General features: G+C 63.7%; 11 protein-coding genes. All 11 read right to left on the bottom strand.

What is annotated here, in order from left to right:
- Window positions 1-77: 77 nt before the first annotated feature.
- The 11 genes from AC3WLP_RS27300 to AC3WLP_RS27250 all read right to left on the bottom strand — a co-directional run bounded on the left by AC3WLP_RS27300 (window position 78) and on the right by AC3WLP_RS27250 (window position 12,917).
- Window positions 78-851: an SDR family oxidoreductase gene (locus AC3WLP_RS27300; protein ID WP_012053269.1), complete on the bottom strand. Its 774-nt coding sequence runs from the start codon at window positions 849-851 to the stop codon at window positions 78-80.
- Window positions 848-2,059, bottom strand: a complete 1,212-nt coding sequence (locus tag AC3WLP_RS27295) for an O-succinylhomoserine sulfhydrylase (protein ID WP_003247208.1) — start codon at window positions 2,057-2,059, stop codon at window positions 848-850. The genes AC3WLP_RS27300 and AC3WLP_RS27295 overlap by 4 nt, the downstream gene beginning before the upstream one ends.
- 16 nt (window positions 2,060-2,075) lie before the next feature.
- Entirely contained in the window at window positions 2,076-3,581 is a 1,506-nt protein-coding gene (gene purF / locus AC3WLP_RS27290) for an amidophosphoribosyltransferase (protein ID WP_004574897.1), read from the bottom strand.
- Between the two features lie 42 nt (window positions 3,582-3,623).
- Window positions 3,624-4,181 carry a CvpA family protein gene (locus AC3WLP_RS27285; protein ID WP_003247206.1) on the bottom strand — a complete coding sequence of 186 codons (558 nt, stop codon included), beginning with the start codon at window positions 4,179-4,181 and terminating at the stop codon, window positions 3,624-3,626.
- Window positions 4,182-4,376: 195 nt separating this feature from the next.
- Complete coding sequence (locus tag AC3WLP_RS27280) at window positions 4,377-5,021, bottom strand: SPOR domain-containing protein (protein WP_088513109.1); 645 nt, start codon at window positions 5,019-5,021, stop codon at window positions 4,377-4,379.
- Complete coding sequence (gene folC / locus AC3WLP_RS27275) at window positions 5,005-6,312, bottom strand: bifunctional tetrahydrofolate synthase/dihydrofolate synthase (protein ID WP_012053272.1); 1,308 nt, start codon at window positions 6,310-6,312, stop codon at window positions 5,005-5,007. Before folC ends, AC3WLP_RS27280 begins: the two co-directional genes overlap by 17 nt.
- A complete protein-coding gene (gene accD, locus AC3WLP_RS27270) occupies window positions 6,312-7,205 on the bottom strand; it encodes an acetyl-CoA carboxylase, carboxyltransferase subunit beta (protein WP_003247202.1) in 894 nt (297 codons plus the stop codon). The genes folC and accD overlap by 1 nt, the downstream gene beginning before the upstream one ends.
- A gap of 220 nt (window positions 7,206-7,425) precedes the next feature.
- Window positions 7,426-8,046 carry a phosphoribosylanthranilate isomerase gene (locus AC3WLP_RS27265; RefSeq protein ID WP_003247201.1) on the bottom strand — a complete coding sequence of 207 codons (621 nt, stop codon included), beginning with the start codon at window positions 8,044-8,046 and terminating at the stop codon, window positions 7,426-7,428.
- A 61-nt stretch (window positions 8,047-8,107) separates the two neighbouring features.
- The gene (gene truA, locus AC3WLP_RS27260) at window positions 8,108-8,968 is read right to left on the bottom strand and encodes a tRNA pseudouridine(38-40) synthase TruA (RefSeq protein WP_033726402.1); all 861 of its coding nucleotides are present in this window, start codon (window positions 8,966-8,968) and stop codon (window positions 8,108-8,110) included.
- Window positions 8,969-9,105: 137 nt separating this feature from the next.
- On the bottom strand, window positions 9,106-11,841 hold the full coding sequence (locus AC3WLP_RS27255; protein WP_088513108.1) for a FimV/HubP family polar landmark protein: 2,736 nt from the start codon (window positions 11,839-11,841) through the stop codon (window positions 9,106-9,108).
- 71 nt (window positions 11,842-11,912) lie between these two features.
- Window positions 11,913-12,917, bottom strand: a complete 1,005-nt coding sequence (locus AC3WLP_RS27250) for an aspartate-semialdehyde dehydrogenase (RefSeq protein WP_088513107.1) — start codon at window positions 12,915-12,917, stop codon at window positions 11,913-11,915.
- Window positions 12,918-13,128 lie beyond the last annotated feature (211 nt).

Here is a 13,128-nt window from a genome sequence, read left to right as displayed (position 1 = left end):
CGCTCCTACAGTCGGACATTAACCGTTGTAGGAGCGGGTTTACCCGCGAAGAGGCCGGCGCAGTTTAAACAAGGTGCTCAGCTATAGATCATCTTGCGGGTCATGCCGCCATCGACCACAAACTCCTGGCCGGTGACAAATGCCGCCTGGCGTGACAGCAACCAGGCAACCATGGCCGCGACATCTTCCACGGTCCCTACCCTGCCCGTTGGGTGCTGGGCATGGTCAGCTTCGCTCAACGGCTCGGCACGGCGCTGCGACGGATCACGGGCATCGATCCAACCCGGGCTCACCGCATTGACGCGAATCTCCGGGCCCAGGCTCATGGCCAGGGCATGGGTCAAAGCCACCAGGCCGCCCTTGCTTGCCGCGTAAGCCTCGGTGTCGGGTTCGGATTGCCGAGCCCGGGTAGAGGTCAGGTTGACGATCGCCCCATTGTGCGCACGCAGGTACGGCGCACAATGCTTGGCCAGCAGCATGGGCCCGCTGAGGTTGACCGCCAGCACCCGGTTCCATTGGGCCAGGCTCAGGCTTTCCAGCGTCTGGTTGTGCGGGTTGGCAATGGCCGCATTGCACACCAGCGCGTCCAGCCGGCCGAACTGCCCGAGCACTTCGGACACGCCGGCACTGACCTGGGCCTCGTCGGCAACGTCCATGGTGATGAACCAGGCGTTGTCGCCCAACGCCTTGGCCACTTTGGTACCCCGCTGGCGGTCCAGATCACTCAGCACCACTTGCCAGCCTTCGCAGATCAGCCATGCGGCAATGCCAAGACCGATGCCGCGGGCGGCGCCCGTGACCAAGGCTACCCGGCCATTGTGGCCCGGGGTGCTGCCGCTGATTTCGATCACAATGCCGCCAGCCCGCGCGCCAGGTCAGCCTGCAGGTCGGCCACGTCTTCCAGGCCCACGGCAACGCGGATCAGGCTGTCGCGGATACCCGCCGCTTCACGCTCCTGCGGCGACAGGCGACCGTGTGAGGTGGTAGCCGGATGAGCGATGGTGGTTTTGCTGTCACCCAGGTTGGTAGTGATGGAAATCACACGGGTAGCGTCGATGAAACGCCACGCGCCCTCTTTGCCACCCTTGACCTCGAAGCTGACCACTGCACCAAAACCGCTCATCTGGCGCTTGGCCAGTTCGTGCTGCGGGTGGCTGGGCAGGCCGGCGTAATGCACCTTCTCCACGCCGTCTTGCTGCTCCAGCCATTCGGCCAGGGCCTGAGCGCTCTCGCAGTGTGCACGCATACGCAGGCGCAGCGTTTCCAGGCCCTTGGTGAAGATCCAGGCGTTGAACGGGCTGAGGGTTGGACCTGCGGTTCGCAGGAAACCCACCACCTCTTTCATTTGCTCGGTACGGCCGGCAACCACACCGCCCATGCAGCGGCCCTGGCCATCGATGAACTTGGTGGCCGAGTGGAACACAATGTCGGCACCCAGCTTCAGCGGCTGCTGCAACGCCGGGGTACTGAAACAGTTGTCCACCACCAGCATGGCACCCTGAGCATGGGCGATTTCGCTGAGCGCAGTGATATCGACCAACTCGGCCAGCGGGTTGGAGGGCGATTCGACGATCAGCAGCTTGGTGTTGGCCTTGATGGCCTTTTCCCAGCCGGTGAGGTCGACCAGTGGCACGTAGTCCACCTGTAGGCCAAAGCGCTTGAAGTACTTCTCGAACAGGCTGATGGTGGAGCCGAATACGCTCTGCGACACCAGCACATGGTCACCGGCACTGCACAGCGACATGACCACGGCCAGGATAGCCGCCATGCCAGTAGACGTACCCACGGCCTGTTCGGCACCTTCCATGGCCGCCAGGCGCTCCTCGAAGGCACGCACCGATGGGTTGGTGTAGCGCGAATAGACGTTGCCCGGCGTTTCGCCGGCAAAGCGCGCAGCAGCATCGGCTGCCGTGCGGAACACATAGCTGGAGGTCAGGAACAGCGCTTCGCTGTGCTCGCCTTCCGGGGTACGGTTTTGACCAGCGCGAACCGCCAGGGTGTCGAAACCGACACCCTCGAGGTCACTGTCCAGTCGCCCGGCATCCCATTGATCCGTCATGCCGTCGCTCCCAAAATCAGTTGTTGTAAAGGTCGATGATCGCGCTGACGGCCTGGTTCTTGACCTTGGCCAGGTCATTACGGGCCTGCTCGATGCGGTCGAGGTAGGCTTCGTCGATGTCGCCAGTGACGTATTCGCCGTTGAACACCGCGCAATCGAACTGCTCGATCTTGATCTTGCCGCCGCCGACCGAATCGATCAGGTCTGGCAAGTCCTGATAGACCAGCCAATCGGCGCCAATCAACTCACCCACCTGTTCGGTGGTGCGGTTGTGGGCGATCAGTTCGTGAACACTCGGCATGTCGATGCCGTAGACGTTGGGGTAGCGTACTGCAGGGGCCGCGGAGCAGAAGTAGACATTCTTGGCGCCGGCTTCGCGGGCCATCTGGATGATCTGCTTGCAGGTGGTGCCGCGCACGATCGAGTCGTCCACCAGCATCACATTCTTGCCGCGGAACTCCAGCTCGATGGCGTTGAGCTTCTGACGCACCGACTTCTTGCGCGCGGCCTGGCCGGGCATGATGAAGGTACGGCCGATGTAACGGTTCTTGACGAAACCTTCGCGGAACTTGACGCCCAGCCGGTTGGCCAGTTCCAGCGCGGCAGTGCGACTGGTATCCGGGATCGGGATGACCACGTCGATATCATGATCGGGGCGCTCGCGCATGATCTTGTCGGCCAGCTTTTCACCCATGCGCAGACGCGCCTTGTACACCGAGACCCCATCGATGATCGAGTCCGGCCGCGCCAGGTAGACGTGCTCGAAGATGCACGGCTGCAGCTTCGGCGCTTCGGCGCATTGCTTGGTGAACAACTGGCCTTCTTCGGTGATGTACACCGCTTCGCCCGGTGCCAGGTCGCGGATCAGGGTGAAGCCGAGCACGTCCAGGGCGACGCTTTCCGACGCGATCATGTACTCCACACCTTCGTCGGTGTGACGCTGACCGAACACCACCGGGCGAATGCCATGGGGGTCGCGGAAGCCTACGATGCCGTAGCCGGTGATCATGGCCACGACGGCGTAACCGCCAACGCAGCGGCTGTGCACATGGGAGACCGCAGCGAACACGTCTTCTTCGGTCGGCTGCAACTTGCCGCGCACTGCCAGTTCGTGGGCGAACACGTTCAGCAGCACTTCCGAGTCGGAGTTGGTGTTGACGTGGCGCAGGTCGGACTCGTAGATCTCCTTGGCCAACTGCTCGACGTTGGTCAGGTTGCCGTTGTGAGCCAGGGTGATGCCGTAAGGCGAGTTGACGTAGAACGGCTGGGCCTCGGCCGAGGTCGAGCTGCCCGCAGTGGGGTAGCGCACGTGGCCGATGCCGATGTTGCCTACCAGGCGCTGCATGTGGCGCTGCTGGAACACGTCGCGCACCAGGCCATTATCCTTGCGCAGGAACAACCGGCCGTCATGGCTGGTCACGATACCGGCAGCGTCCTGGCCGCGGTGCTGGAGGACCGTAAGCGCGTCATACAGCGCCTGATTGACGTTCGACTTACCGACGATACCGACGATGCCACACATGCGACGCAACCCCTACTTTGATGAAACTTGAGTGAATAGCGCTCAGGGCTTGGACGGCCCGAGCAACTGTTCCTTGAACGGAAGATCAGCCGGAGTGCTGATCAGCCCACTGGGCGTCCATTGGCCGGTGAAACCCAGAATCAGGTTTTTCGACCAGTCGGCGACCAAGAGAAATTGTGGTATCAGGCGTGATTCCTGCCACCAGGTGTCTTGTTGAACCGGCCCCAGGCTGATCAGGCCTATGGCCACCACTACCAGCAAGGCCCCGCGCGCAGCACCGAAGGCCATGCCCAGGAAACGATCGGTGCCGGACAGCCCGGTCACGCGGATCAGCTCACCGACAAGGAAGTTGACCATGGCCCCCACCAGCAAGGTGGCGACGAAAAGAATGGCGCAGCCAGCGATGACGCGCATCGATGGCGTCTGGATATAGCTCTCAAGATACACCGAGAGCGAACCGCCGAACATCCAGGCAACTGCACCGGCAATGATCCAGATGAGCAAGGACAAGGCCTCCTTGACGAAGCCGCGCTTGAGACTGATCAGTGTGGAGACGGCGATGATCGCAATGATCGCCCAATCAACCAAGGTAAATGCCACGGTGCTGCCTGCAGACGTTTGAGGCGGCGCATTTTACCAGAGCGGCGGGCCGGGAGTAAGCGGAATGTCAGCTGGATTGGTGTTGGGCCATTGGCAGGCAAACCCGCCCCAACTGGTTCTGGCTGAGCCTGCAGCGGCGCAGTACCTGCAGGCGTGGGCTCACCCGCGAATGGGCGGCCTAGCCGCCCCGGGGAATCAGCTGCGCTCAGGCTGGAAGCGCACCACAAAGCCCTTGAGGCTGTTCTGACGGTTGATGGCGTCACGCACGCGCTCGGCTTCGGCGCGCTCGATCAACGGCCCCACGTACACGCGGTTCATGCCACCCGCCGTACGGATATAGGCGTTGTAACCCTGGCTACGCAGGGTTTGCTGCAGCTTTTCGGCACCGGCGCGGTTGGACAGGCTGGCCAGCTGGATCGACCAACTGACGGGCAGGCCATTGGCGTCGATCTTCGATGACGCGGCAGGCGCTGGTGTTGCAGCAGCCTTGGCCTCCACCTTGGGCGCGGGCGCCTGCGGCTTGGGTGGCTGAATCTGCGCCTGGGTCTGTGGCGACGGGGTGATTGGCTGGCTGGGTGTACTCGCCGGCGCAGTGGCCTCGTCGATCACCACCGGCGCCGGCTGCGCCTCCTGCGCAATAACCTGTGGCTCCGGCACGGCAACCGGCTCCATCTTCACTTCCGGCAGGCTGGGCATGGCCGGTGCCTGCGGGGCTTCGACGTGCACCTGGCGCATCTCGTCCTGGCGGGTAAACAGCATCGGCAGGAAGATAACCGCCAGCGCCACCAGCACCAGCGCACCCACCATGCGCTGTTTCATCCCTTTATCCAGCACAGCCATCTATTCCACCCTCCTGGGCGTGCCGCTCCAGCCATTCCAGCGCCTGGGCGACACAGAAAAACGAACCGAACAGCAGGATCTGATCATCCGCCGTCGCCTGCGCACATTGCCCTTCAAGGGCGGCGTCGACGCTGGCATAAGACTTCACGGTGGCACCGAGGTTCGCCAAGGACGCGGCCAGTTCTGCGGCCGGGCGACTGCGCGGGGTATCCAGCGGCGCCACCGCCCAGTCGTCGATGAGGCCCTGCAGCGGCGCGATAACGCCCTCCAGATCCTTGTCGGCGAGCAGGCCAAACACCGCGAGGCGGCGCCCCTTGAGCGGCCGGGCCGCCAGCCGCCTGGCCAGGTACTGCGCCGCATGCGGGTTATGCCCGACATCCAGCAGCAACGCTACCGGCTTACCCTGCCAGTTCAACAGACGGAGGTCGAGACGCCCAGTGATACGAGTATCCAGCAATGCCCGGCGAACTTGCGCCGCGTCCCACGGCAGCCCCATCAGCAGGTAAGCCTGCAAGGCCAGCGTGGCGTTTTCCATGGGCAGGTCTAGCAAAGGCAGGTCACGCAGCTCGACCTGCGCACCATCGGCGGCAGTACCACGCCAGCTCCAGCAGCCTTCGGCGCTGGTCAGGTCGAATTCCCGACCGCGCAGGAACAGTGGCGCGGCCAGTTCGGCGGCCTTGTCCAGCAATGGCCCTGGCGGATCCAGATCACCGCACAGGGCCGGTTTGCCCGGGCGGAAGATGCCAGCCTTCTCGAAGGCCACCAGCTCGCGGGTATCACCCAGGTAATCAACATGGTCGACACCGATGCTGGTCACCAGGGCGAAGTCGGCATCCACCACGTTGACGGTATCCAGGCGGCCACCCAGGCCCACCTCCAGCACCACCGCATCGAGCTGCGACTGGTAGAACAACCAGAACGCGGCCAACGTCCCCATCTCGAAGTAGGTCAGGGAAATATCGCCCCGCGCCGCCTCGACGGCGGCGAAGGCTTCGCACAGGCGCTCATCGCTGGCCTCTTGGCCATCGATCACCACCCGCTCGTTGTAACGTAACAGGTGCGGCGAACTGTACACACCGACCTTGAGCCCCTGGGCACGCAGCAACGACGCCACAAAGGCGCAGGTCGAACCCTTGCCGTTGGTGCCGGTTACCGTCACCACGCGCGGCGCCAGCTTGCCCAGCGCCAAGCGGGCAAGCACCTTCTGCGACCGCTCCAGGCCCATGTCGATGGCCGAGGGGTGCAACTGCTCGAGGTAGGCGAGCCATTCGCCCAGGGATCGTTGTTTCATCACGCGACGGCAGCCGCCTCACGCGCTTCTTCCGGCGTTTGCTGACCGGTCATCTGCGCCAGCAGGCGGGCCAGACGCGGACGCAATTCGCCACGGGAGATGATCAGGTCGATGGCACCGTGCTCCAGCAGGAACTCGCTGCGCTGGAAGCCTTCAGGCAGCTTCTCGCGTACGGTCTGCTCGATCACGCGTGGGCCGGCGAAACCGATCAGGGCCTTCGGCTCACCGACGATGACGTCGCCGAGCATCGCCAGGCTGGCGGAAACACCGCCATACACCGGGTCGGTCAGGACCGAGATGAACGGGATGCCTTCTTCGCGCAGGCGCGCCAGCACGGCAGAGGTCTTGGCCATCTGCATCAGCGAGATCAGCGCTTCCTGCATGCGCGCACCGCCCGAAGCGGAGAAGCAAACCATTGGGCAGCGGTTTTCCAGGGCATAGTTGGCCGCGCGGACGAAGCGCTCGCCGACGATGGCACCCATGGAGCCGCCCATGAACGAGAACTCGAAGGCGCTAACCACGATCGGCATGCCCATCAGGGTGCCGCTCATGGAGATCAGCGCGTCCTTTTCGCCAGTCTGCTTCTGCGCGCCGGTCAGGCGGTCCTTGTACTTCTTGCCATCACGGAACTTCAGGCGGTCGACCGGTTCCAGGTCAGCGCCCAGTTCCGCCCGGCCTTCGGCGTCAAGGAAGATGTCGATGCGCGCACGTGCGCCGATGCGCATGTGGTGATTGCACTTGGGGCAGACATCCAGGGTCTTTTCCAGCTCCGGACGATACAGCACGGCCTCGCAGGACGGGCACTTGTGCCACAGGCCCTCAGGCACCGAGCTCTTTTTCACCTCGGAACGCATGATCGAAGGGATCAGTTTGTCGACTAACCAGTTGCTCATGCTTTCTTTCTCCAGTATTGGCAGGCGGGGGACGGCGTCACCGGCCCTACCCTGCCCTTGAGCTCAAAATCTTTTATGAAACGATGGTGGACCGGCCGCCGGGGCTTCCAGCGCGCCACTCCACCGCTAATGTGTTGTTTGCCACCACAGGTGCTGGCAGCGGCCCGCAGGGCTGCGAAAGCTATGGACGATGGCGCGCAGCCAGCCGTCACATCTGCCATCAAGCCTGTTTCACCGCACGCATGAAGGCCTCGATCTTCGCCGCGTCCTTGATGCCCTTGGCCTGTTCGACGCCACCACTGACATCCACCGCATAAGGCTTTACCCGGGCAATGGCCTGGCCAACGTTATCGGCCGACAGCCCACCCGCGAGAATGATCGGCTTGCCAAGACGCGCCGGTACCAATGACCAGTCGAACGCCTCGCCGGTTCCCCCTGGCACGCCTGGCACATAGGTGTCCAATAAAATGCCGCGGGCACCCGCGTAACGCTGACAGGCCGCCTCCAGGTCATCGCCAGGGCGCACACGCAGGGCCTTGATCCAGGGGCGGTGGTAGCCTTCACAGTCCTGCGGGGTTTCATCGCCGTGAAACTGTAGCAGGTCCAGCGGAACCACTTCGAGGATCTCGTTCAGCTCACAGCGCGAGGCATTGACGAACAGCCCGACCGTGGTCACGAACGGCGGCAGCTCGGCAATGATCGCCCGCGCCTGGCGCACGTCCACCGCCCGCGGGCTCTTGGCATAGAAGACGAAGCCGATGGCATCGGCCCCCGCTTCGGCAGCGGCCAGTGCGTCTTCGATGCGGGTAATCCCGCAGATCTTGCTGCGAACATTGCTCATGGAACAAGAACCCTGATTGTTGCGGCGAAAGGGCGGATGTTAGCAAATGGCTTTTCGCTCGTCAGTCTGCCAACGCCTCGTAACCACTCAAAAAGTGTGGACCGATGTAACGCTTGGGCAACGCAAACGCTTCGGGGTACTCCACCTGCACCAGGTAAAGCCCGTATGGGTGGGCCGTTACCCCACCTTCACGGCGGTTGCGCCCTTCCAGCACCTCGCGCGCCCAGGCAACCGGACGCTCGCCGGCGCCGATGGCCATCAGCACACCGGCAATGTTACGCACCATGTGGTGCAGGAAGGCGGTGGCACGCACGTCCAGCACGATCATCTGGCCATGGCGGGTAACACGCAGGTGGTAGATGTGCTTGATCGGTGACTTGGCCTGACACTGGCTGGCACGGAAGGCGCTGAAGTCGTGGGTACCCAGCAGAAACTGCGCCGCCTCGGCCATGCGATCGACGTCCAGCGGACGGTGGTTCCAGGTCACCTCTTCGGCCAGGTGCGCCGGGCGAATCGGGTCGTTGTAGATGACGTAGCGGTAGCGCCGGGCGCAGGCCTTGAAGCGGGCATGAAAGTCGGCCGGCATTGGCCGCGACCAGACCACACTGATGTCGTGCGGCAGGTTGAAGTTGGTGCCCATGGTCCAGGCGCGCTCGTCACGCACGGCACGGGTATCGAAGTGCACGACCTGCCCGCAGCCGTGAACGCCGGCGTCGGTACGCCCGGCGCAGACCACCGAAATCGGCTCGTTGGCGACCTTGGACAGCGCTTGCTCCAGGGCTTGCTGGACACTCGGCACGCCGCTGGCCTGACGTTGCCAGCCGCGGTAGCGCGCGCCTTTGTATTCCACGCCCAGGGCGATGCGGGAGTAGCCTTCGGCCGCGGATTCGGCGGTAGCGGTGTCGATGATGTCCAAGAGCATGAAACCTGTGGGGTGTACGGAATGGCGGGGATTATAACGACAACGGCAGCCTCGTAGGGCTGCCGGTGGTTGCGCACTGCATGTGCGGGCCTCTTCGCGGGCGCGGTCAGCCCGCCAAGAGGCCTGACCTGCTTGCATCAGACCAGCCGGGAGAGCATGTCCTCGGCTTCCTGACGCTGGCTGTCGTCGCCATCCTTGACCACTTCGTCGAGGATGTCACGCGCGCCCTGGCTGTCACCCATGTCGATGTAGGCACGGGCCAGGTCGAGCTTGGTGGCGACTTCGTCACTGCCGGAGAAGAAGTCGAAGTCCAGGTCGTCCAAAGGCTCGGGCTCGGGCTGCGCCACCGCGTCTTCGCTGGTGAAGTGCGGCTCCAGCGATGGCGTTTCGAGGCTCTGCGACAGCTTGTCCAGCTCGGCGTTGACGTCATTGAGCTCCGAGGCAAAGCTCTTGGCGGCCGGCGAATCGTCTTCCAGCGACAGGGACAAGTCGAAGTCCGATGGCAGGTCGAACTCGGAGACCGGGTCAAACTCCGGCTCGCTGTCGAAGGCAGCCAGTTCGGACGCGACATCCAGTGGATCTTGCTCCAGCGCCTCCGGGGCAGCCGGGGCAACCGGCTCACTGACGTCGAGGTCGAAATCAGACAGGTCAACGGCAGGCTGAGGCTCGGCCTGAGCCAGCATGGCCTCGAAATCAGCGTCGGCGTCGGCTTGCAGCTCGGCATCCACGGCAAAGGGCTGTTCTTCTGGCTGAGCTTCTTCCTGTACGGGCTCATCCAGCACAGGCTCAGCGATTACCAGCTCGTCGGGTACGCCCCCCTGTGGGATCGGCTCTTCCAGCACGGACGCGGCCAGCGGGTCTTGATCGGCCAGGTCTTCACCCAGGCTCAGGTCGAAGGCGCTGTCCAGATCCTGCTCGGCCAGGTCCGTTGCATCGAGCGTTGGCACTTCATCGAAGGCGTCCAGCTCAGCGTCAGGCTCTGCTTGCGCGACAGCCTCTGGCTCAGCCTCCACGTGCGGCTCGAACCCAGACAACTCGTCAGGCACCACATCGGCAACCACCGGCGCTTCGGGCTCATCGTGCAGCAGCTCTTGCACGTACTGCTCATCCATTTCGGCAGCCAGCGCCGCCGCACCCAGGCCGGCAGCAGCCAGGCCGAGCATGGCGGGGTAACGCTCTTTCAGGCTGGCGACTTCAGCAACGTTCTGCTCGCTGGCCGGCAACTGACGCTCCTGTTCAGCGAACGCGCTCTGGTCACCCTGACGGGCGTACACGTCCATCAGCTTCAGGCGCAGGTCGTCACGCTCCGGCGCGGCGGCCACGGCGGGCTCCAACAGCTCGGTAGCACGATTAAGGCGGCCTTCGGCCAGGCATTGGTCAACTTGCGCCAGCAGCGCGGCGTGCGGGTCTGCTTGCGGCTCAGGCTCGGGTTCTGCCTCAGCGACCGGTTCTGCCACTTTTTCCGCAGCGACGGCAGCTGCGGCCGAAGCGGCAACCACAGCCGGCGACAGGGTTACGCCAGGCTCCCGGGCTTCGACGCCGTCGAAGCTCTCGGTATCGCTGTCGAAACCTGCGCCCTGCTCTTCTTCCAGCGCCCGCGCCATGCGCAGGTGCTTCTCGGCTTCTTGCTGGGCTTTGCGCTTGCGCGCCAGCAGCCACAGCAGCAGTGCCAGCACCAGAATGCTGGAACCGGCAATCACCCCCAAAAGCCACGGGTTGCCCAGGACCGAATCGAGCGTACCCTTCGGCTGGCTGGCGGGTGCTGGCTGGGCGTCCGGCACAGGCTTGGGTGCGGTATCGGCAGCAGCAGGCGCCGGATTGACCACGGGCTGCTCCGGAGTAGCGGCAGCCGCTGCCGATGCGTCTGCGCCCTGGCCTTCCAGGCGTGCCAACTGGTTGTTCTTCAGCTCGATCAGGCGCTGCAGCTTGTCCAGCTGACTCTGCAGGTCGGCCATGCGGCTTTTCAGTTCTTCGTTGTCGCGACGGCTGGTGTCCAGGCTTTCCTGGGCCATGGCCAGCTCGTCATTCAACGCCTTGGCCTGGCCTGCACCGGCCTGCTTGCCCGGGCTGACCAGGCGCAGGTTGTCGCCCTGGGCGATACGCGACGGTGCAGCTTCGGCGGCGCCACGGCGGGTGGCATCCAGCTGGCGGGCACGCGGCCCCAGGCGACGGCCTTCACGCCAGGCCGCATACTGCTCGGCCACCTCGCGGTTCGCTTCGCCCTGGGCGATGCTCTGGATCTGCTGCTGGTCGGGCAGGCGCAGTACCTGGCCAACCTTCAGCTGGTTGATGTTGTTGCCGATGAAGGCGTCCGGGTTCAATGCCTGGATCGCGATCATGGTCTGCTGGATCGACCCACCCTGGGTGTTACGCGCAGCAATCTGCCACAAGGTGTCGCGACGCTGGGTGGTGTAGTTGCTGGCACCGGTCATGGCCGGTGTGACATTGCCTGCCGCCGGCTTGTCGCCCTGCGCCTTGGCCTGGTCGAGCAGCACACTATAGTCACGCAGCAGACGGCCCTGCGGCCACATCACCTGCACCAGGAACTTGACCACCGGACCTGGCAGCGGCTGACTGGACGTCACGCGCAGCACACTTTTGCCGTTGGGGTTGATCACCGGTGTGAAGGTCAGGTCTTCGAGGTAGGTCGGAAACGCCACCCCGGCCTTGCTGAACTCTTCCGGTGGCGCCAGGCTCGGCGCCACCTCGGCGGCTTTGAGGTCGCGCACGTCGAGCAATTCGATCTCGGCGTCCAGCGGCTGATTCTGTGCCGACTTCAGGGTCAGCTCCCCCAGGCCCAGCGCATTCGCCATGCCAGACGACAGCGCGGATGCTGCAGCCATGGCCAGAACCAGTTTGCGAATTCGAAGCATGACCTCTTCCCTTGTATGAATCGTCCCGAAACCTGCATGCGGAGCAGGACAAAAGTGCTCGCCAGTATCTTTTACGGCATGTGTTTAATCAACAATTGCGCCACTTGCACGGCATTGAGCGCGGCGCCTTTGCGCACGTTGTCAGTGGTTAGCCAGAGGTTGAGTTGCTGGTCTTCATCAACACCGTGACGTACACGTCCAACATAGACCACGTCTTGGCCCACTGCGTCACCTACCGGGGTCGGATAATCATCGTTTTCCACCCGTTCGATGCTGTCGGCTGCCTCCAGGGCCTGGTTGACCGCTGCCAGGTCTACCGGGCGACGGCTTTGCACGGCCACACTGAAGCTATCGCCGAAAAACACCGGGACTTGAACACAACTCACGGAAATCTTCAGTTCAGGCAGGCCCAGCAGCACGCGCAGTTCGCTGACCAGGCGGCGCTCCAGCGCGGTATGGCCCTGCTCGTCGGCAGCACCGACCTGGGCCAGCAGGTTGAATGCCACCTGGCGGTCGAAGAAGCGCGGCTCCAGCGGGCGGGCATTGAGCAGTTCGGCGGTTTGCCGGGCCAGCTCGCTGACCGCTTCACGGCCTTGCGCAGACACCGCCAACGCGGCCATCACTTGTACCCGCTCGATGTCCAGCAGGCCTTTGAGCGGCGCCAGCGCGACGGCCAGGGCTACTGCGGCCGAGCATGGGCTGACAATGCGCGCTGGCAACGACAGGCTGGCCAGGCGTTCGGCGTTGGCTTCCGGCACCAGGGCCAAGGCGTCGTCCAGGCCGCCGGACAGGTCGATGACCGTGCAGCCCGCCTGCAGCGCCTTGCCGGCAAAGCTGCGGCTGACGGCGGCGCCGGTGGCGAAGAAGACCAGCTTGACCTGGGCGAAGTCGAAGCTGTCGACTTCGCGCACCTTCAGTTTCTTGCCAGCGAACATCACGCTGCTGCCCGCCGATTCCATGCTGGCCAGCAGGTGCAGGGTGGCAACCGGGAATGCCAGTTCCTCGAGGATCTGCACCAAGGCTTCACCGACGCTGCCGGTGGCGCCGACGACGGCGATATCCAAAGGGTGTGTCATGGAAGGGATCCTTTTGCTGTAAACGGCGGGGGCGGCACTTTACTCGGATTGTAGGGTTTTGTCTGTGCCTCCCCCAGCGTTGCCTATTGCTGTTGCTGTTGCTGTTGCTGTTGATCTTGATCTTGATCTTGATCTTGATCTTGATCTTGATCTTGATCTTGATCTTGATCTTGATCTTGATCTTGATCTTCGCGACTTCAGGAGGCCGAAC

This window comes from Pseudomonas sp. FW305-E2, assembly GCF_058782925.1.
This window is presented reverse-complemented; position numbering and strand designations above follow the sequence as displayed.